This window comes from Coprococcus aceti (assembly GCF_025567285.1).
GTDB classification, from domain to species: Bacteria; Bacillota; Clostridia; order Lachnospirales; family Lachnospiraceae; genus Coprococcus; species Coprococcus aceti.
This window is the reverse complement of record NZ_JAOQJT010000005.1, coordinates 145,295-164,978: the sequence shown is the minus strand read 5'-3', so window position 1 is coordinate 164,978 and position 19,684 is coordinate 145,295. Positions and strand designations below refer to the sequence as shown.

Genomic DNA, 19,684 nt, shown 5'->3' with positions numbered 1-19,684 from the left:
TCTTTTAATAATACCCACATTTTTTATCACTCCTAACTTTCCACCAAATCTTTTGCAGGGGTCGTCTGCTGTTTGATAATCATTTCATGCTTTTCTGTGAGCTTTGCCTGCTGTTCGATTGTTTCCATGTAGTCTGTACCGTTTCCTTTATCAATCTTTTTCAGCATTTTCAAGGTCGGTGCTACCTGCCGTTGTACCCACCGCAATGTACGGTCTAAGGTGTAAGGCTCTGGCTTTGTCGTCAGCTTCAAGCTCTGTCTGTTATCGCCGATAAACCAAGCCCAGCGGTCATTGAGTTTCCAGTCATTTTTTCGCTTGTCTGGTTCTTCATCAACAAACCTCACATACTGGTTGATGATAGAAAAGGCAGTCTGCTCTGCGTCATAATACGTCAGCAAATCTCGTACTGCATAATAGGCTCGTTCATTTCTAAGCCGTATCTCAAAACGATTGATAATGTCGGCTTCTTCAAGCGGTGTCCCTAACTTGACGTACTGCTCATAGTCCTTTTCATAGATACAAAAATACACATCTGATTTCAGAGAACCAAGATAAAGGGTACGTCCCATATATTCTCTGTCGTCCTCTCTGTGCTTGATAAGCTCGCCCGACTGGTAAAACTTATAACTTCTGGACTTTCCGATATATTCCCGTTTCCTGCATTTCTCCGCAAGCTCTGGTATATCCAAAATGCCCGTATGGTCGTTGATAGCAAGGTCGATACGCTTCATCACGCCACCGTCTACGAGTGCGTCCATGAGAAAGTCATACCAGCTTCTTTGCTGTGCCAGCAGGTAACTTTCAAACTGTCGGCAACCACGCCCTTTTAACTCTAAAAGGACACCTTTTTCTTCGTCAGCCGACGTATAGATAAAGATGTCCCCAAGAGAATAATGCTCCGTATAGCTGTAATGTCCGTAATCTTCATGGAGCATATAATTGATATTCAGTTTTAATATATCTTTGATGATGTGCTGTATATCCAGCGTGGGAAAACGAATTTTTACATAATCAAACAGCATGGTAAGCGGTGCTTCTGGATTAAACCTTGCCAGTTCCTTATGCAAAGTATTAAGAAGTTCCTTTGACGGCTTCATTTTTCCGCTTTCTATCTTGTTGAGATATTCCCTTGTGATACCAGAAGCCACCGCCAGCCTGCCTTGTGAGATACCGTAAGCAATCCGTTTCTCCCGTAATTCTTTTATCCATTGTTCTTCATTCAGAACCATACCCCCAATCTATAAAGTGTGAAGTTTTTTAAGGCGACTTCACAGCCGATTTTTGTTAGGAAACCATGTCAGAAGCCTTATGTTTCCTATGCTTTTTGTCTATTGTCTATTTGCAAACGTACCCCTCTGTTAGATACCGAGGGGTTTTACCTGCTGGCGTGGCTAACGCCACACCAGCAACGGCTAGTCCGTGCCGTCGCCTTTCGCTTCGCACGTCGCCGTCCCGTCCTGCCTTGCTTGTGCAAGAGAGCCGATAGTCTGCAAAAAATCATGTCCTTTCGGGACTAAAGGCGTGTAAAACTCACTGATAACGCTTGTTCCCACATCACAATATCCACGCCCCTTGATACGCTTCTGAAAAAACTGCTTTTTCACATCTGAACCAAACAGCATACCGTAACCTAATTCGCTGATACGCCCAAGTCCCACACGGAAATTGAAGTTATCTCTGATACCGTCCGAGAAATACTTTGCGTCTGGACGCTGGCAGGCAACGATAAGGAAATAACCTGCTTGTCGCCCTAACATAACGATTTTTTTTAGCTGGCTAAGTAAGCTCACGCTTTCTTTCGTCCCCAGCATTTCAAAAAACGCCACATATTCATCAAAGATAAGAAAGCAGGGTGGCAGTCCCAGATAGGCGTAGTTTTCGCCTGTCTTATAGTTCGGGTGTCGCTTCATTTCCTCGCTTCGCTGTACCATGCCCTCATAAAAGGCATTGACGCAGTCTATCATTTCTTCTTTGGTATGGTAGACGTTTGGCATGACCGTTCCTAAGTCCGCAAGGTCGCTATTCTTCGGGTCTAATATGTAAAGGACAGCGTTGGTATGCAGTAAGGCTTCAATGAGCGTCAGCAGAAAATAAGTTTTACCGCCACCCGTCCCACCAGCAATCAGAGCGTGGGGGAGTGCGTCATATTCCCAGACAAGATTTTTCATCAATCTAAGACAGCCGTTTTCTGCCCGTACTTCATCAATGGTAATGCGGTTCGCTATCATATCATAAAGCAGGGTATATTCAATATAGCCGTCATGCAGGGTCTTGTCAGTCAGCTCACAATACAAGCCACTTTCCAATTTATCCTCTAACCGTAAAAGCTGGTCTTGATATTTCCCCAGCGTAATTTCACAGCGGATATGAAGCAGTCCCTTTTCCATTTGATAATAAATCTTTGGAAACCAGACGATTTTTTCCCTTGATCTGCCTTGCAGGTCAGTAAAAAAACCGCTATCTTGTACGGTATCGGCTTCATACCACTTGTTTTCCAGTATCATTCTTGCCAGCTTTTGACGGTGCAGGAGCTTCTTGAAACTATCGTAACAGAAGCGATAATACAGAAAAGCGACCAATGCACAAACACCAGTCGCTATCAGTATGGTTATGAAGTTGTAAGGGGAGAGCGTCAAGCCGTTCTCTAACAAGCTGAAATGCTCCCAATCGGTACGCATGAGCTGTTTCGTATTCAGTAGCAAAAGAACCGCTACGAATACAAACAGAAGCGTCCCTATGGAAAAGTGATAGACAAGTTGCTTGTCGCTGGCTCTGATACGGTGTCCTTTGTTACAAATCTTACGCATAAATCAATCACTCCTTTCTGGATATGAAAAAAGCAGTCAATCCTAAGACTAACTGCTTTAAACTGTCTTTATTCAAAAATAAATATATCTTCTATCGGAGCTTTTACAGCTCTTGAAATATCTATTGCCAATTTAAGTGACGGATTATATTGTGCTTTTTCTAATCTCATAATAGTTTCACGACGAACACCTACAATGTCAGCGAGTTGTTCTTGTGTTAATTCTTGTGCTACACGATATTTTTTTAAATTACATACAAACTTTGCTTCCATAATTTATTCCCTTTTTTCATAACGATATAATAAATAGTTGCTAAGAAAAAGAACAAGAGCATAGATAAGTGAAACAGAAATCAGCATAAATATTGCACACCACTCAACATTACGGGAAAACATACCTATTGCCATAAGCCAGATAACTACAAATAATAGTTTAAAACCTATCTTGTAGGCTTCTAATTGTGCCTTACGTTTATTTTCTTGAAAAAGCTCATCTTCTAAGATATGAGAAAGTTTACCTTCAAAGAAAAAACTGAAAAAACCAAAAAATATGAAAAAAGCAAAAGGAAATATTTCTCCAAATTTATAGTATGTCCAAAATCCGCCAAACCCCAGAAAACCAAACATTCCACAAAATCCCCAGTAAGGAGAAATTGTTCTTGAATATCGTTTTTCCCTGCTGTTTTTTGAAAAGACATTTTTAAAGCAGATAATTACTATATAGATAGCATATAGTGCTATTAAAGCTCCAATTACTAACATAGGAATATCCTTGTAAGAAAATACATATTCCGACATATCCATATTTTTGACCCAGCGTCCATCATTGTATAATAGGGAGTAGATTGTACCAACAATAAGCAATAAAGCACACCCTACCCCCATAAAAATAATTTTTTTAATTTGTTTCTTTGACATATTTATCTCTCCTTTCAAATGAGATGTTTTTGTATCTTTATGAGATAAATATATCACTCCGCATTGTTCGTGTCAATCAAAATTAAGACAAATACATCACTTTTATTTCTTCGGCTGTCCCTGCGGTGTAGGGTTCTGTGGGCTACCTGCGTTCTGGTTGCCTTTATTCTTCAACACAATATCCTCTGCCTTTACATACCAGTCCACATCTGCACCCGTATAGGTTTTTCTTGATACCGTATCGGCTACTGGATTGACAAGCTCCACAACTGCATTGTAAGGAAATTCCCTTAACGGTACTTCTGGCGGTACAGACACGGGGATAATTCCACCGTGCAGACTGCACTTCAAATCATAGATACGCTTTTTAAGCTGGGTACTCGGTGTCCCGTCCTCATTCTGCAAGAACACATCACGTACCGCTGTAAACTTTAATTCTCCAAATGTTTTCTCTTTGTCAATAACAAACCCGTTTGATAATCTCATAAATTCTTCACTCCTTTACTTTTCTTCAACTGCTACAATATCATCAGCAACTAATACATAATCGGTATGTCCCATATCCCCGATTGCGTAACCTCTGCCGTATAACTTCGGATTGACAAGTTTTACTTTCTGTTCATACTTGAAATGCTTTTCGCCAGCCTGCACAGGAATTTCCACCACAACATTTTCGCCTTTCTGTATGTCAGAATAAAGGTTATAGCTTCGTCTGGCTAAGACCCTGCGGTTATTTTTATCTCTTTCAAAGACTGGCTCGCTTTCGCCTGCAAATTCAAGAGTTCCAAAAGACTGTGTCATATCTGGCACGACATATTTCATTTCCATATTGTTTTACCTCGTTTCTTTCTATATTTGATAAGTTTTTTAATTGTGATTTCTTATTCTGGCGGTTTGGGAAGTACCAGCAATCCCCCAGATAGTAAAGGGTAAAATCAATGCTTACGCACCCTTGACTATCCGTGTTCTTGCAGGTTGTAGGCAGACAAGCCAGAATAAGCAAAAATCTGCCGTTTGACAGCTTCGGCGGAGAGCGTGATTTTTCTTTCCTCATACCGTTACCGCCTTATGATTTCTTCATTTTACGGCGTTTGTAAAGATATGTTCCAGCCAGTCCACCAGCAGACGCAAGCAACATCACGATAAATGCCATTACATTTGTACTGTCGCCCGTTTTGGGACTGTCGCTAGGTCTGCTAGGCTTTTCTGGTGTCGGTGGTGTTTCGGGTTTCTCTGGTTCTTCTGGCTTTTCCTTAAAGGTAATCGTCTGTCCCTTATCCTCAATATTCTTATGTTCGGTAACTTTCTTCGGTTCGTCTGGATTGCTTAAATCGTACAATTCCTCAAAAGTTACAAGCTGTTTGCTGTCAAGAGAAGTAGCGTCAAAGGTAAAGGCAACTTCCACTTTCATAGCTTCGCTGTCAGCGGTAAAGGTATAATCACTTTCCACACGCTTTCCATTGATAAGAAGTTCTGCATTTTCTTCTTTCAACATCTGCCAGCCCACAAGTTTGTACTGTGTACCGATTTCTAAGCCCTCTAAGGTTACGGTATCAATGATTGTTACCTCTTTTTCAGCTTCAAGCTCTTTGTTGCCGTCTTTATCGGTAGCGGTTGTATGTATCTTGATGATACGCTCTGTGATAAGTACCGTCTGCCCGTCGTCCTTAATGTCTTTATGCTCCGCAACTTTTACGGGTTCGTCTGAATTGCTCAAATCGTATAATTCCTCGAATGTTACCAGATTTTTACCGCCAAGCTCGGACGCATTGAATGTATATGTAATTTCTATTTTCATTTCCTCATCATCAGCGACAAAGGTATAGTCATTTTCTACACGCTTTCCGTCAATGACAAGCTCGGCGTTTTCTTCCTTTAACATCTGCCAACCTTTGAGCTGATATTTTGAGCCTTTTGTAAGTCCGTCTAATTTGACCGTATCAACGATTGTTACCTCTTTTCCTGCAAGGATAGTCTTTTCGCCGTCCTTGCTGGTCGCTGTGGTATGGATAGAGATTTCTTTTTCGTATTCATCAGTCAGCGTCCCTAAATCAATCACAAGGTTATTTCTTGATACCACGATTTCAAAAGGTGGGATAAGTTCAAAGCCTTTGTTACTATCACAACGCATTTCTTCAATGATGTAGGTATCATAAGGTAATGCACCCTTGCTGTCGTCTGGTTCAGAAGTTCCAAACCACACACCGTCCTCGCTGGTCTTTCCTGCGTTGGTATTATGCTTATGAGAAGCCCATTCAGCAGAAGTGGAGAATTGCCCGTTATCATCAGTTACCACGACGTGATTTTCGCCCGTTGTCTTGCTTGTGATCCTAAAAGGAACATCAGCAAGACGCTTGTGTGTGCCTGCACCGATTTTTACACCCTCAATATCTCCACGCTTAATCTGATTATAGATAGAATGGGCTTTTTCGGTTAAGTCCACGATTTTTCCATTTTCTGTGATTGTAAAATCAATCGGCTTTGCACCGTCAGTTAAGTAACCGTTGGGAGCTTCACTCTCAACGATACGGAATTTTCCATAAGGTAAGAGGTCAGAAGAAGTAGAAGCGACACCCTCAATATCTGTACGAATTGTCTTTACCACTTCATTTTTCTTGTATAACTTGCCCTCAACCAATACTGCATTATCATTTAAGGAAATGATGTCAAAGGCAGTATCTTTCAAAGTGGCACTTCCTTGTGGCTTTGTATCGCCCGTTTCTAAATCTCGTTTCTGAATTTTGACACCGCCACGGATAACCTTGTCTGATACGGAAAACTGGTTACTTCCAGATAATACGGCAAGGTCGCCGTCCTCGGTAATCTGTGTTACATATAAGCCTTTTATCTGTTCGGACTTATCGCCAGCCTGCATATATGCACCCTCTAACAAGTAGCCGTTTGGAGCTTTTGTTTCTTCTACGGTTAGTGTTCCAAGTGGAAGAACCGCCTTGCCGTCCTGCATATAGAAGCTGTCGCCAGATACTTTGTATGTGTCCGCTAATTTTGTGATGTAATGAGTTGTCCCGTCGCTGTCTGTTTCAGCGATTGTCTTTGTAACCCATGTACGAGTAGCTTCGGCAGGGAGATTGTCTTTATTGTAGAAGCCAGCATAATACTTCCATGTAAATTCCGCACCTGCTAAAGAAGCGTTCCCTTGCGGATTGTCTTTCTGTGTTTCCATATCAATCTTGAAAAGCTCAATCAAAGTGTCCGTTACTTTTGGCGTATCAGATACTTTCAATGTTGCTGTCTTTCCAGCTTCAACCTTTAAGGAATATACAGTTTTATCCACTTTATATCCTGCTGGTGCGGATAATTCCTTGATATAGACTGTGCCAGCCGTTACCTCTACAACATCTGTATTTCCGTTTCCATCAGTCGTAAGGGTGGCAAGCTGTTTCGTACAGTCCTTATCAGAAAAGACACCATAGGTTGCACCAGAAATATAGTAATTCCCATTACCGTCTGTAATGCTGTTATTACTGGAAGTCTTTTGCAGTTTCGCATTTCCGACATTCAGCTTCGCCCAGAATTGTCCTAATTCCTGTCCCTCGCCAGAGTAGATATAACCGCCACATTCATAGCGTCCTTTATTTTCTTTGACAAAAGTTCTTGCACCAGCGAAAACTTCGTCCTGCGTTGCCTTTGGAATTTCATCATAAGAAGCTCGCACGTTATCACATTGCCAGCCAAGATGTACGCTCAATCTTTGCCAGACTACACATTGTTCCAACAGATAGACTTGTTTGTAATTCAGTTCCTTGTGAGCTTCGCCATACTGTTTGACATACTCTAAGGATAACGCCACATCTGAAATCTGGTTGGCACTCATGCGTGAGCTTGCGTCAGCTCTGGTCTTGTAGCCGTTCTTAAAATCTGTATTGATGTCAATACAATAGGCAGTTTCGCCCTCGACTTTCATATAGCCCTCATTGAATGTCGAACCGATAGAACCGTCATTCATTACTTTTTCAATGATACCGACACGCTCTGCACTTTCCGTCCAGTATTGCTTACTTTCTGCATGGACAGGTGTAGTCGGTAAAGCAGTAACGACAGTTGCAAGAACTAAGAAGCCCGTACACAATCGTTTCCATGTCTTTTTCATAAATCTAATGCTCCTTTCATTTTGGGTAATAAAATAGCCGTCCAATAAGAACGGCTGGAAATAGAAAAGGAACGTCATTTTAGGCGTTCCATAATCTATAAAATATTCAATTTTTTATACTGATGTGTTGCTCATCAAAATCTCAAATCAAGGTTATTTGACACCAATTTTGACACCAAATTTTTGTATATTGACGATTTTTGATGAAATGTGATAAATTCATAAAACCCGTAAAAAGCCTGTAAATAAGCACTTTACGGCACTCTATGAACTAAGACAAAAGCTACGCTGTAATAACAAGAGGTGAGTGCTAATTATTTTGTGAAGATTTTGTGAAGATTAGGTACTCGCATATTAACCGGAAAAGCGTACTGCCCCTCGGCAAAGATATGGCTCAGATACACCCAATTACCCCGCGATTCATTGACACCATTTTCTCAATTGGATATATTGTGGGTGTTATTAGCATTAAAAGTATTTAGTATCGGAGCTGTGATATCATATGGTATCGCTGTGCTTATGAAGATTACGATGGCGTGTATCAGTGCCATGACAAAGGAGAAGGATGTACAGAAATAATGGATATTCTTGACCTCTTTCAGGGTATTGCGACTATGTTCGAGCAGTCGCCTCATATAGTCATCGCCCGTATCGCGCTCATTTTACTTGGATTTTTACTTGTGTATCTGGGTATAAAGGGAACACTGGAGCCGCTTATCATGGTCCCGATGGGACTTGGAATGTCGGCGGTAAATGCCGGTGTCCTGTTCCTTGAAAATAACCAGACAGGAAATCTGATCATCAATCCCCTGCTTTCATCCACCGATGACCTGATGAAATATATGCAGATAGATTTTCTGCAGCCGATATACACACTCACATTCAGCAACGGACTCAGAGGCGGGCACCATACTTACATACCCTATCGCCAGGGCAATGGGCCTCGATGCCGGTTCGTAAGCCGCAGTCTCCATCATCGGCGGTGCGGACGGACCTATGGTTTTATTTGCATCACTCAAGCTGCTCATACCAAAGAGCGTGAGGGGCAAAGCCATCGTCAGGGAACAGAGAAAAAGCAAGATCACATCCAAACAAAAGCTGGTTCCTGAATGAACAGGTGCTCAAGCTCCTGATCCTTGGAATGCTTGCTCTGCTCCTCTCAGGTATCGGCGGAATAGTCGGAGGCTACATCGTATACCTCTTCAAGCGGGGTAACTTCAACCCTACAGTCGGTATTGCTGGAGTGTCATGCGTACCTTCAACCGCCAAGGTCGCCCAGAAGGCGGCATCAAAGGCTGACCCTTCAGCATTTATTCTCGACTACGCCCTGGGCGTAAATATCTGCGGAGTTATAACGACTGCGATACTTACGGGAATTTATATAACGCTTTTGAGTTAGTTTTACAAAGTTTTAAATACACAAAAAGGTGGGAAGCTCATCGCTTCCCACTCTTTAATGTTCATAGCTCTACGGATTGTTCTGTATCATTTTGCCCTCATATCATCTATCACAACATCAGCATCACGACATTCACCTTTTTCAGCATGTTGTCTTGACTTCGCCAGTTTGTCTATCATCTGTTCCTCTGTCATTGCCACATATGGATCTGTAACAACCCTTTTTATCTCAAATGGAAATCCATTATTTGCAACTGCCTGGGTAAGAAAAATTCTTATAGCTGTCGTAGTATCTGTTCCAAGATCATGAAATAATTTATCTGATTTTGACTTAAGATCATTGTCTACCCTTACCTGTATTGTGCTTGCCATTCTCATGCACCTCCTAGTATTAATAATATGCAACTTCACCGCTTCTTTATAAATTATAATGCTTGATTTATGCTAATTCAATACAAATGTATTGTTTTAGTAGTAACATTCCATATGCAAACACTATGACATCGACATCCTTCACATCTTCATATATTCATATATTTCTATCATGTCATCCTGAATGAGATCATAGTTTTATTTTCACTCTATATATGATAATATGATTATGGTTAGGTATGTCTAACCATATAAATCAAATTAGAAACTACAATATAATTATCGAACGGAGAAAATACAATGAAGATAACAAAATGGGATGCGCAGGCAGCCGAGGATATCGGCCATGCGTTTGGATATTACGACTATGGGCAGGAAACAGGTATGGGAGTGTTCTACAGCAGCAAAGAAGCCGTAGCAAATTACATAGCCGGCTACGTTCGTATGGCATTTGAAGGGCAAATGCTCTACGCGACCAGCGAACGCGGCGAGGGGTATATCGCCTATACCCTGCCAGGACAGAAAATAAATCTCAAGGCGGGCATGGCTATCCTCAAAGCTCTGTTTCACAACATGAGCCTTAAAGAAATGATCTGCATGGGAAAAGCTCTGTCCAAGGGAGGAAAATCCCTTCAAGATCGAATGAAGAAAGAGAAGAAAGATTTTATATTCGTCGGCATGGTCTGCGTCCGCGAACAATACCAGGGACAGGGATACATGAGAAAAGTTCTGGACATGGCTTTCTCTGAGGGAAACAGGTTGCACGTTCCAGTCATCCTTGAGACGGATGCCAAGTCAAAGTGCGACAAATACATGCATCTCGGCATGGAGCTTGAGGGTGTGCGCGATATGGGCGCTTATGGTAAGATGTACGATCTGATCAAGTATCCTGATTAGGGAACAAGGAGCAGCACGCTTTAGCTCGTTGCTGACGCAAATTAAAAATGTCAGATAGATATAAGCTCCAAATCATTGCTCATATTTATCTGACATTTTTAAGTATTTAATGTTTACATTTGGATGGGCGGCGTATCCATCATATCAGGTTCCCGAGGGAGCGCAGGGTGCCTTTCCTGCTTGTCAAATGTATACAATGATGATACCATTGCTTACCGATAAAGTCAAGATATCTTATCTAACCAAATATATTACTACATATCGGCACCAATCTGCCTGACTTTACATATGAATCTATTTTTCCTTTTTTTACATCAAATACTGTAGCAATATAATATTTTGATTCCTTTTCATCTAATTTGATTGAAACAAAAATATTGTCATTATAACATTTAACCAACTCTATATTTCCATTATAACATCCTGCATAGTCTGGATGACTAATTATATCATCTAAACGATCAATGTATTTTGCAGCAACAAAATGCTTTCTTTTAATAAGATGTGTCAACAATCCCTTAGATCTATAAATTGTAAAAGCACTATAATCAAAACCTAATACTGAATTGAGTTTAGTGTTATAATGTGCTACTTTTATTAACTTGTCCTCATTTCGCATATTATATATCTCCCTCTATTCTATATTAAATGTTGAATAAGGCTATTATTTGTTGTATAGTAACCATTGGATATATCTATTTTATATTATCCAATGGTTACTGTCAATATTTAGTCTAGGAGGAATAATAATGTCTGCTAAATTAATTCCAGAACGATTAAAAATTGTGAGAGAAAATATGGGAATTACTATGGCTGAAGCATCCAGGAGACTCAATCTTTCCAAAATAGGATATTGCAGATATGAGTACGGAGAGAGAGTCCCATCTCAGCAAACGCTGGAAATTATTGCTCAATGTTTTAACACATCTGTTGAATATTTGACCGGTCTTTCGGATTCTCCGGCCGCGACACAAATCGTAATTGACAAAAACAAGAATCCTGAGCTCTTTGCCCTTGTTGATTTATGTCAGAACAAGGATACAGAACTCTTACAAAGAATGTTATCATATTGTAACCTGCTAATAAATTCATAGCAGATTTTGATTGATTTTTTATATAAACGAAAGGATAGAACAAATGTACCAGATAATGACAGCCGACGAGGCAATGGATCTTATAAATGACGGAGATGTGATCGCACTCAACTCATTTCTCGGCATAGATATTCCAATCGAGCTTCACGAGGCATTATATAAAAGATACCAGAGGACAGGTTCACCGAAGCACCTCACAGCTATATCAAGCGCGGGCTTTGGTGCGTGGGATGAGAACAAGGCGGCAGAGGGATACATAAGAGACGGCGCCGTTGACAAGATCATCTGTGGACATTTCGGTGCCATGTACAGCACCAAGAAGCTTGTCCTTGAGGACAGATTTGAGGCATACAATCTTCCACTCGGCTGTATCTCACACGCAATTCGTGCACAGGCCGGCGGACTTCCGGGAGCACTCTCCAAGGTCGGTCTCGATATATTTGTCGATCCTAGACTTGAGGGACCGGGAATCAACAACATATCAAAGGACGACTCACTTGTAAAATACGTTGAGCTGGACGGTGAGGAATTCCTCTACTACAAGCTGCCGCTTATCAACGTGGCTATCATCAAGGGAACTGCTGCCGACCGCAAGGGCAACATCTCATTTGAGGATCTGTTTACCGCAGGAGATGCGCTGTCCATCTGTCAGGCTGTAAAGGCAAATGGCGGAAAGGTCATCGTGCAGGTTGACAGACTTGTGGCAAGGCCATCAAGACCTCACAATACCATCATTCCGGGATGTCTGGTTGACGCTATCGTTGAGATACCGCCGGAGCCAAGACACGCATCATACGAATCCCTGACAGGAAGTTTTGAGATTCCATATTCACAGTGGCAGGATTGGGCTGAGATGCTTTCCGGTCGTACCAAGACAAAGAATGTCGTCAATACAAGCGCAGAGATCATTGGAAGAAGGGCTGCTCTGGAATTGAAACCGGACGATATAGTCAACATAGGTGTTGGAATTCCGGAGACTGTATCCAAGTATGCCAGAGAGAACGGTATTCTGGACAAGATAACCCTGACCGTAGAATCCGGAGGTGTAGGCGGATTTCCTGCATCGGGCAAGGTGTTCGGCGCTGTCATTGGCGCGGACTCCATCTATGACATGGCAAACCAGTTTGATCTCTACAACAATGGCGGTCTTGATATCTGTTTCATGGGCGGGATCGAGGTTGACAGGTTCGGGAATGTAAATGCCCACAAGGGTCCTGGCGCATTTGCCGGTGTAGGCGGATTTGCAAATATCACCGCCAAGACAGCAACCGTTGTGTTCTGTCTCACATTTGATACGAAGGGGCTTGCCGTGGAGGACAATGACGGCATCGTGACCATCAAAAACGAGGGAAGCATTCCTAAGTTCGTAAACGATGTCAGAAGCATCAGTTTCTCAGGAAAACGTGCGCTGGCAAACAGGCAGAGGGTTATATACGTCACAGAACGATGCGTATTTGAGCTCACTGAAAAGGGACTTAAGCTCATTGAGGTGTACCCGGGAATTGATCTTGAACATGACATTCTAAGCAAGCTTCCTTTCAAGGTGGAAGTAGACGAAAGGCTGCGATAGCTAGAAGGCTGAGAAAAATAAATCCTAATATGTTAAAAGGTCGTGAGAAGATCCCTACTCAAAATCTTCCCACGATCTTTTATGTACATCATTTTCTTATCTACATTAACTTTCTCACAATAACTAATGCTTCCCCACCAGCTCCACGCATACTATCTCCGGGAAGTTAAACAGCCTCACCGGAATCACACTGTTGCCAAGGCCTCGGCTGACTATCATCTCGGTGCCATCCATATAATATTCACCTGATGTATATTCTGGAAGAAATCCCTGATCCGGAGCCACTATCCCGCCGACAAACGGCAGTCTGAACTGTCCGCCGTGGGCATGTCCGGAAAGCACGAGATCAACACCGGTGTCGGCATACCTGGCAAGGTATTGTGGCTCATGTGCAAGAACGACCGTGAACTCCTTTTCATCACTAAGCAACGCCTCCAGTGTCCCATCCGCAAGACTTTTATCGTCCAGTCCGACCAGCCTGAACTTCGCATCCCCCCTGGATATCTCCACAACCTGATCATCCAGAATAACCACCCCGGCACCTATAAGCCCATCCATAAGCTCGTCATATTCAGATTTCTCAAGCCAATATTCATGATTGCCTGTGACATAGTATACCGGACATATTTTCACGATCTCATCCACAAATTGGACTGCGCGGTCTACATTTGTGTGATTTGAGTCCACAAGATCTCCGGTCAGGACAATCATATCAGGTTCACATTCTCTTATCCTGTCCACCAGTTTCTGGTTATTCTTGCCAAACTTTGCATTATGCAGATCCGATATCTGGACGATGCGATATCCCTCAAGATCTGCGCCAAGCTGCTCTGCCGCATATGTATAATGTGTGGTTTCAAGGTGTTTGTTCTGAAAATTGCAGAACAATATTATGACAATAACTATGCTCAGAGTAATTGCCAATTTTATATTTTTCTGCTTTTTCTTATTTCTACTTTTTTGTTTTTTAGATTTTCCTTTCATTCGCAGCCCCACTTTTATAATGCCATGATCTTCTCATCTCTTATTCGACCTCCGCCAGATCTTTCTCTCCTGTGCCTCCTTTACCAGCATGTCCCGGAAATCAGGATGGGCTATGGATATCAGAGCCTCCGCTCTCTCCCATGTGGATCGTCCTTCAAGGTTTATCACACCGTACTCTGTCGCAAGAAAGTACACCTGACTTCTCGGCGAGGTGATGATATCTCCGTTGAACTGCGGTTTTACCCTGGAATGCTTCACTCCATTCCTGTCGGTGTGTGTGGAACTCATGCAGATAAACGCCTTGCCGCCACGAGAGCCCGATGCTCCGATCAGGAAATCGAGCTGTCCGCCGGTTCCGCTGATCTGGCGCGAACCACTGCTCTCCGCCGCAACCTGTCCGTACAGATCCACAGCCACACAGCTGTTTATGGACACCATGTTGTCTATCTGCGATATGACATATGGCCTGTTCACATACTCAAGTGGATATGCGGCGATTCCCGGATTGTCGTCCAGCCACTCATACAGCTCATTTGAACCGATGGCACAGCCAAATACGCCTTTTCCACGATCTATGTTCTTATATTTATTTGTCAGCTTGCCCGCCTTGTACAGGGCTAGATATGCATCCGAGCAGAGCTCCGTGTGCATGGCAAGATCCTTGAGATCCGACTGAGCCAGCATCTCACCCACCGCATTTGGCATTCCTCCGATACCGAGCTGTAGTGTTGAACCATCCACAATATACGGAATAAGCAGCTCCGCTATCTTCCGGTCAACCTCCCGCGGTGCCTGTGTTTTCACATCTGCAAATGGCTCGTGCTCCCCCTCTATGATCATATCCACATCCGATATGTGAATACACTCGTCATATCCACCGCGTATCTTAGGCATGTGCTCATTCACCTCAACTATCACGATGTCCGCCTTCCTGGCAATAGGGGCAGCCACACCGGTATTCACCGAGAAGTTAAAATAACCATGCTTGTCCATAGGTCCCACCGACACCATGACCACATTTACATGGAGGAAATACTCATAGTAAGCCGCATTATTATGGAACACCATCGGTATATAATAGCATTTGCCCTCATCGCACAGCTTTCTCTCGTACTGCGAACAGTGCCAGCTGTGATACACAAAATGCTCCTGACTGTCATCGCACTCTGCAACCTCTATAGGCCCAGCCATCAGATTGCCTCTGATCTTCACATCGTGCAGCTCATCTCTCCGCTTTGCCAGTGCTCTGTCAAGTAGTACAGGTTTTCCAAGGGACGATGTGTAATCGACCCAGTCTCCATCCTTGACACACTCCACCGCAGCCTCCGGTGTACGCAGCTTTTCTCTATACATTTGCTGAAAATCGAACATATAAATCCCCCTTTATTGAATAACGTTTCACCGATTGTCCTCCCTCAACAGTCTCAATTACTATTATCAAATAAATCAAATGCCATTTCAACATTTTTAGAGATATTCTGTGTAAATATCAATGAAAAAATTTACCAGCTTTTACAATATTCCAGTCCAAAATAGTCATAATATTTTTTCACCTTTACTGGTTTACATCTAATTGCAAAACGCAAAAAAGCCCCCCGCATACCTGCACCTTGCAGATACACGGAGGGCTCTACGAATATTAGTCATCTGTTATTAAGTAATTACACATTTCTTACATTATTCGATTGCGATATAATTACTCTTCTCTACTTTCTTCTGCTCTTCCTTCTTAGGAATCGACAGTTTCAGTACGCCATGTTCATACTTTGCATGAATGTCTTCCTGGGTAACTCCCTCACCGACATAGAAGCTTCTGCTCATGCTGCCGGCATAACGCTCACGCCTGATATACTTGCCGCTCTTCTTGTCCTTTTCGTCCTTATCCAGACCCTTTGCAGCCTCAATTGTCAGGTAACCATCAGCAAGCTGAACCTTTACTTCATCTTTCTTGAATCCTGGGAGATCCATATCTACTTCGTATGAATCGTCTGTCTCACGGACATCGGTCTTCATCATGTTCTTTGCATGCTTGCCATACAGAGCACGCTCGGTAGGTGCTAACGCTTTACTGAACTCCTTGTCAAAATCCCTTCCAAATGGGAAATAGTCATTCATCCAATCATCAAATAAATCTTCTCCAAAAATACTAGGTAACATAAGTCATTTCTCCTTTCAATCTCAAACAAGTGTCGGAAATTGTGGTTTCTTATGAAACCCCAAGGCACTTAGACTTTTTGTTTACTGTTACTTTCAAAATAATTGTCAAGATAAACTTTCGGGATTCTTTCTCTTCTTTATTATCCCTTTCCTTATCTTTGACTATGTTATACACCTAGTTGTTAGCATTGTCAATAGGTGAGTGCTAATTCTTTTGTGAAGATTTTGTGTCCTATTCCTGTAATAGCCAATCCGCTATTCTGGCACAGTTTCCAGACCTGTTTTGTTATCATAATAAGATTCAACCAGAGCGCAGTCCATGATCAAAACGTAGAATACATTTCCATAATAACGGTTTTCCACTATTCTTCCGTGATCAAGAACAGGAAGATATGTTCCATCTTTTTTTGCAAAATGGAACCTTACATAGTCATTATTTCCACTGGTCTTTGCATCAATCTGTTTCCAGATGCTGGTCTCAACAGAATCCCGTTCGTCTGGATGGACCAGGTTTCTGAATCTATGATCTGTGTAATCCAGAAAATCATCAAAATCCCTGCAGCCAGCAAATTCTATCAGTTCACGATTTGCAAATAAAATATTATCATTTTCAGGATCAGCTATATATATAAGGAAAGCTCCCGGAAGATTCTTTGATACATCCTGAAGTGCAAATCCAAGCTGGCTTCTGTGCTGCATCTTATAAGCTCCTCGATAAGGACTGCAATTATTCTTTCCATGAAGTTTTACCGCGTAAAGTGCCATATCCGCGCATCTGATAAGCTCCGAAACATCTTCACAATCTTTTGGATATTCTGCATACCCAAGAGAAATGTAAAATGGATGCTCCCCACCATTATATGTTATATGCCGTGGCTGAAGAGTAAATTGTTCTATTTTCTTTCTTGCCTCTTCCTCTGTTGTGTCAACCAGAATGGCGGAGAACTCATCACCGCCATTTCTGCAAATAATAGAATTATCATTGAAATAGCTCTGCATGTCCTGTGCAAGACTTTTCAGTGCGGCATCTCCAACTACATGACCATACATATCATTTATAAATTTAAAATCATCAATATCCATCTGTATACCCACGCAATGAATATGAAGATCGCCCTGCATAACCTTTTTGAGCTGTTCGTCAAACCCCTTACGATTCAAGAGTCCGGTCAGCGGATCTGTTATCGCCATTTTTTTTAATGTATCTCGATGTCTCTCAATCACAAGGATGACCACCGTTAATCCAGTTAAGAGCAAAATAACACATATTCCCAAAAACAGCTGCGGAAATACATTCCACCCATGACTCCAGCCATCAGCAGGCATTATCTCAAAATCAAATAGACTGCCGCAAAATTCAAACTCAAATGTAATCGGATTCTTCATAATATTGCCGGATGATGATACTATCTCTGTATCATCAGACAAAGGGGAAACTGTCTTTGTCAGGGAGTAATCATAACCGAATTTTGTGAGTGCCTGAATTGATTCTGTAAATATCTCCGGAACACGTATAATTACTATGGTAAATCCCCAAAATACTGGAGAGCCATCTGCCCCCTCCAGATATACAGGATTTCTAATCGCAATGCCCTGCCCCCCCTGTTTTAAATCAAAAGGACCCTGCATCGTGACTATATTTTTATCTCTTCCATAGCGGCATATCTCTCCACGACTTTCATCATGCATCAAATCTATCTTTCCAGCTTCATTCCCTGCCTCCGGATATATATCTGTGACAACACCGTCAGGCGCAATCTGTATGCTCTGAATAAAATCTGCCATCAGATCCCGAGCAACTTTTTGAAAATTGTCAATTTTCCCATTTTCGCTGATTGCTATCTCTTCAAGTGTATCTGTAATTGCAACTCCACGGTTCATGTCATTCTGTAGTCGTTCTGCATATGTTGTGGCATTAAGCGCTGTGACATTCCGTACCTGTTTATAATTTGATCTATATGAATGATATAAAACTACTGTCAAAACCAGACAGCCAACCAGAAAAATGAGAACCGGCAACATAAGCTTTTTGTTATGGTTTTTACGCGAATTCATAGTATGTCATCTCTCCTTATTTTGGATGCTATTTACAAGTTCTCTACAAATTGCACATATTTTATCGCATTCATTCATTTTTGACAAGTCAGCATTCAGGGATGTTTTTTTAGAGGAATAGTATTATAATACGGAAACGAAAAGAGGTAATCGCTATGCAGATAAGTATAATTTTGCTCGGAAAGCTTATTAACTTTTTTATTATGATCCTGCTTGGTTTTATTCTTGTCAACAAAAATATATTAAAATCATCTGACAGCCGGATATTATCTATCATCGTGGTATACCTGGTGATGCCCTGTGCCATAATTGGTTCATTTGAGATTGATTTTACAAAAGAAAAACTGCAGGGACTGTTATTTTCCGCTGTCATTGCGGTCATTATACATGTTCTGCTTTTGATTTTTATAAATATCGGAAGAAAATTTTGGCACTGGACCCCGGTTGAATGTGCAACTGTCATGTATTCCAACTCGGGAAATATGATTATCCCACTTGTAAGTGCTATTCTGGGTTCCGACTATGTACTGTATTCATGCGCATTTATGTCTGTACAACTGATATTTCTCTGGACACACTGCAGCACAATGCTCTCCGAAAAGCCACACCTGGAATGGAAAAAGATAATATCCAATATAAATGTATTAGCCATAATAGCTGGTCTCCTGCTATTTTTCTGCAAGATAAAACTGCCAGCCGTCATCCTTGCACCGATAAATGACATCGGGAATATGCTTGCACCTCTAAGCATGATAGTAACTGGTATGCTGATGGCTGATTCGCCGATTCTGGCCAGCCTGAAGAATGCAAAACTATACCTTTTCTCTGCCATCAGACTCGTTATCTGGCCTACTATTTTGCTGCTTATAATGTGTGTAAGTCATGTATACGAATTTATTCCAGACGGAAGAACCTTACTACTCATAGTATACCTTGCCTCCATCACGCCATCAGCTTCAACAATCACCCAGATGGTTCAGGTATATAACAAAGATGCAACATACTCCAGTCTTTTAAATGTATTTACTACTTTGTTCTGTATCATAACCATGCCTTTGGCTGTCATATTATTTTCATGGCTGATACTTTAATGGGGACGTTTCTTTTGTCATGAGGATTGTCCCTGGAACAGACAAGCAAAAGAGCCCCCCGCATACCTGCACCTTGCAGATACACGGAGGGCTCTACGAATATTAGTCATCTGTTATTAAGTAATTACGCATTTCTTACATTATTCGATTGCGATGTAATTACTCTTCTCTACTTTCTTCTGCTCTTCCTTCTTAGGAATCGACAGTTTCAGTACGCCATGTTCATACTTT

The 19,684-nt window shown here is 41.8% G+C and carries 20 protein-coding genes; 7 read left to right on the top strand and 13 right to left on the bottom strand.

What is annotated here, in order from left to right:
• Positions 1–32 precede the first annotated feature (32 nt).
• The 7 genes from mobT to OCV54_RS08705 form a co-directional block, all read right to left on the bottom strand.
• Positions 33–1,229 (bottom strand): MobT family relaxase, encoded by a 1,197-nt coding sequence (mobT, locus tag OCV54_RS08735; RefSeq protein ID WP_041968853.1) that lies wholly within the window; start codon positions 1,227–1,229, stop codon positions 33–35.
• Positions 1,230–1,412: 183 nt separating this feature from the next.
• Positions 1,413–2,807 (bottom strand): FtsK/SpoIIIE domain-containing protein, encoded by a 1,395-nt coding sequence (locus OCV54_RS08730; protein ID WP_055057926.1) that lies wholly within the window; start codon positions 2,805–2,807, stop codon positions 1,413–1,415.
• Between the two features lie 68 nt (positions 2,808–2,875).
• Positions 2,876–3,079, bottom strand: a complete 204-nt coding sequence (locus OCV54_RS08725) for a helix-turn-helix transcriptional regulator (RefSeq protein ID WP_008787613.1) — start codon at positions 3,077–3,079, stop codon at positions 2,876–2,878.
• A 3-nt stretch (positions 3,080–3,082) separates the two neighbouring features.
• A complete protein-coding gene (locus tag OCV54_RS08720) occupies positions 3,083–3,724 on the bottom strand; it encodes a DUF2178 domain-containing protein (RefSeq protein WP_025579173.1) in 642 nt (213 codons plus the stop codon).
• Positions 3,725–3,826: 102 nt separating this feature from the next.
• Positions 3,827–4,210, bottom strand: a complete 384-nt coding sequence (locus tag OCV54_RS08715) for a YdcP family protein (RefSeq protein ID WP_027089108.1) — start codon at positions 4,208–4,210, stop codon at positions 3,827–3,829.
• 15 nt (positions 4,211–4,225) lie between these two features.
• Entirely contained in the window at positions 4,226–4,552 is a 327-nt protein-coding gene (locus OCV54_RS08710) for a YdcP family protein (protein ID WP_027089109.1), read from the bottom strand.
• Between the two features lie 238 nt (positions 4,553–4,790).
• Positions 4,791–7,835, bottom strand: coding sequence for an SrtB-anchored collagen-binding adhesin (locus tag OCV54_RS08705; RefSeq protein WP_055223591.1), 3,045 nt, complete (start codon positions 7,833–7,835; stop codon positions 4,791–4,793).
• A 456-nt stretch (positions 7,836–8,291) separates the two neighbouring features.
• Between OCV54_RS08705 and OCV54_RS08700 the strand changes: the two genes are divergently transcribed.
• Genes OCV54_RS08700 through OCV54_RS08690 form a run of 3 tightly spaced genes read left to right on the top strand, consistent with a single transcriptional unit; the run spans position 8,292 to position 9,234 of the window.
• Positions 8,292–8,414, top strand: a complete 123-nt coding sequence (locus tag OCV54_RS08700; RefSeq protein ID WP_262563280.1) for a hypothetical protein — start codon at positions 8,292–8,294, stop codon at positions 8,412–8,414.
• Positions 8,414–8,944 carry a sodium ion-translocating decarboxylase subunit beta gene (locus OCV54_RS08695; protein ID WP_055223590.1) on the top strand — a complete coding sequence of 177 codons (531 nt, stop codon included), beginning with the start codon at positions 8,414–8,416 and terminating at the stop codon, positions 8,942–8,944. Before OCV54_RS08700 ends, OCV54_RS08695 begins: the two co-directional genes overlap by 1 nt.
• 8 nt (positions 8,945–8,952) lie before the next feature.
• Entirely contained in the window at positions 8,953–9,234 is a 282-nt protein-coding gene (locus OCV54_RS08690; RefSeq protein WP_055223589.1) for a sodium ion-translocating decarboxylase subunit beta, read from the top strand.
• 86 nt (positions 9,235–9,320) lie between these two features.
• Here the strand turns inward: OCV54_RS08690 and OCV54_RS08685 are convergent, their stop codons facing one another.
• The gene (locus OCV54_RS08685; protein WP_055223587.1) at positions 9,321–9,605 is read right to left on the bottom strand and encodes a type II toxin-antitoxin system RelB/DinJ family antitoxin; all 285 of its coding nucleotides are present in this window, start codon (positions 9,603–9,605) and stop codon (positions 9,321–9,323) included.
• 300 nt (positions 9,606–9,905) lie between these two features.
• Here OCV54_RS08685 and OCV54_RS08680 point away from each other — a divergent pair, with 300 nt between their 5' ends.
• The gene (locus tag OCV54_RS08680; RefSeq protein WP_055223585.1) at positions 9,906–10,502 is read left to right on the top strand and encodes a GNAT family N-acetyltransferase; all 597 of its coding nucleotides are present in this window, start codon (positions 9,906–9,908) and stop codon (positions 10,500–10,502) included.
• Between the two features lie 238 nt (positions 10,503–10,740).
• Here the strand turns inward: OCV54_RS08680 and OCV54_RS08675 are convergent, their stop codons facing one another.
• Positions 10,741–11,121 (bottom strand): PBECR3 domain-containing polyvalent protein, encoded by a 381-nt coding sequence (locus tag OCV54_RS08675; protein WP_022216065.1) that lies wholly within the window; start codon positions 11,119–11,121, stop codon positions 10,741–10,743.
• 130 nt (positions 11,122–11,251) lie between these two features.
• Between OCV54_RS08675 and OCV54_RS08670 the strand changes: the two genes are divergently transcribed.
• Complete coding sequence (locus OCV54_RS08670) at positions 11,252–11,596, top strand: helix-turn-helix domain-containing protein (RefSeq protein WP_055223584.1); 345 nt, start codon at positions 11,252–11,254, stop codon at positions 11,594–11,596.
• 43 nt (positions 11,597–11,639) lie between these two features.
• The gene (locus OCV54_RS08665; RefSeq protein ID WP_055223583.1) at positions 11,640–13,166 is read left to right on the top strand and encodes a CoA-transferase; all 1,527 of its coding nucleotides are present in this window, start codon (positions 11,640–11,642) and stop codon (positions 13,164–13,166) included.
• A gap of 123 nt (positions 13,167–13,289) precedes the next feature.
• Here OCV54_RS08665 and OCV54_RS08660 read toward each other — a convergent pair whose 3' ends face one another.
• From OCV54_RS08660 to OCV54_RS08645, 4 genes are all read right to left on the bottom strand, one after another.
• Positions 13,290–14,090, bottom strand: coding sequence for a metallophosphoesterase (locus OCV54_RS08660; RefSeq protein WP_242859646.1), 801 nt, complete (start codon positions 14,088–14,090; stop codon positions 13,290–13,292).
• Between the two features lie 93 nt (positions 14,091–14,183).
• Complete coding sequence (locus OCV54_RS08655; RefSeq protein ID WP_055223579.1) at positions 14,184–15,521, bottom strand: acetyl-CoA hydrolase/transferase family protein; 1,338 nt, start codon at positions 15,519–15,521, stop codon at positions 14,184–14,186.
• Between the two features lie 306 nt (positions 15,522–15,827).
• On the bottom strand, positions 15,828–16,307 hold the full coding sequence (locus OCV54_RS08650; RefSeq protein WP_022216070.1) for an Hsp20/alpha crystallin family protein: 480 nt from the start codon (positions 16,305–16,307) through the stop codon (positions 15,828–15,830).
• 255 nt (positions 16,308–16,562) lie between these two features.
• On the bottom strand, positions 16,563–18,362 hold the full coding sequence (locus OCV54_RS08645; RefSeq protein WP_055223577.1) for a diguanylate cyclase domain-containing protein: 1,800 nt from the start codon (positions 18,360–18,362) through the stop codon (positions 16,563–16,565).
• Positions 18,363–18,517: 155 nt separating this feature from the next.
• Between OCV54_RS08645 and OCV54_RS08640 the strand changes: the two genes are divergently transcribed.
• Positions 18,518–19,453 carry an AEC family transporter gene (locus tag OCV54_RS08640; RefSeq protein ID WP_004849828.1) on the top strand — a complete coding sequence of 312 codons (936 nt, stop codon included), beginning with the start codon at positions 18,518–18,520 and terminating at the stop codon, positions 19,451–19,453.
• Positions 19,454–19,684 lie beyond the last annotated feature (231 nt).

Coding starts and splice junctions, on each gene's coding strand:
- OCV54_RS08715 (WP_027089108.1), bottom strand. CDS start 4,210: ATGAGATTATCAAACGGGTTTGTTATTGACAAAGAGAAAACATTTGGA.
- OCV54_RS08665 (WP_055223583.1), top strand. CDS start 11,640: ATGTACCAGATAATGACAGCCGACGAGGCAATGGATCTTATAAATGAC.
- OCV54_RS08670 (WP_055223584.1), top strand. CDS start 11,252: ATGTCTGCTAAATTAATTCCAGAACGATTAAAAATTGTGAGAGAAAAT.
- OCV54_RS08705 (WP_055223591.1), bottom strand. CDS start 7,835: ATGAAAAAGACATGGAAACGATTGTGTACGGGCTTCTTAGTTCTTGCA.
- OCV54_RS08725 (WP_008787613.1), bottom strand. CDS start 3,079: ATGGAAGCAAAGTTTGTATGTAATTTAAAAAAATATCGTGTAGCACAA.
- mobT (WP_041968853.1), bottom strand. CDS start 1,229: ATGGTTCTGAATGAAGAACAATGGATAAAAGAATTACGGGAGAAACGG.
- OCV54_RS08650 (WP_022216070.1), bottom strand. CDS start 16,307: ATGTTACCTAGTATTTTTGGAGAAGATTTATTTGATGATTGGATGAAT.
- OCV54_RS08675 (WP_022216065.1), bottom strand. CDS start 11,121: ATGCGAAATGAGGACAAGTTAATAAAAGTAGCACATTATAACACTAAA.
- OCV54_RS08720 (WP_025579173.1), bottom strand. CDS start 3,724: ATGTCAAAGAAACAAATTAAAAAAATTATTTTTATGGGGGTAGGGTGT.
- OCV54_RS08685 (WP_055223587.1), bottom strand. CDS start 9,605: ATGGCAAGCACAATACAGGTAAGGGTAGACAATGATCTTAAGTCAAAA.
- OCV54_RS08730 (WP_055057926.1), bottom strand. CDS start 2,807: ATGCGTAAGATTTGTAACAAAGGACACCGTATCAGAGCCAGCGACAAG.
- OCV54_RS08710 (WP_027089109.1), bottom strand. CDS start 4,552: ATGGAAATGAAATATGTCGTGCCAGATATGACACAGTCTTTTGGAACT.
- OCV54_RS08695 (WP_055223590.1), top strand. CDS start 8,414: ATGGATATTCTTGACCTCTTTCAGGGTATTGCGACTATGTTCGAGCAG.
- OCV54_RS08645 (WP_055223577.1), bottom strand. CDS start 18,362: ATGAATTCGCGTAAAAACCATAACAAAAAGCTTATGTTGCCGGTTCTC.
- OCV54_RS08680 (WP_055223585.1), top strand. CDS start 9,906: ATGAAGATAACAAAATGGGATGCGCAGGCAGCCGAGGATATCGGCCAT.
- OCV54_RS08655 (WP_055223579.1), bottom strand. CDS start 15,521: ATGTTCGATTTTCAGCAAATGTATAGAGAAAAGCTGCGTACACCGGAG.
- OCV54_RS08640 (WP_004849828.1), top strand. CDS start 18,518: ATGCAGATAAGTATAATTTTGCTCGGAAAGCTTATTAACTTTTTTATT.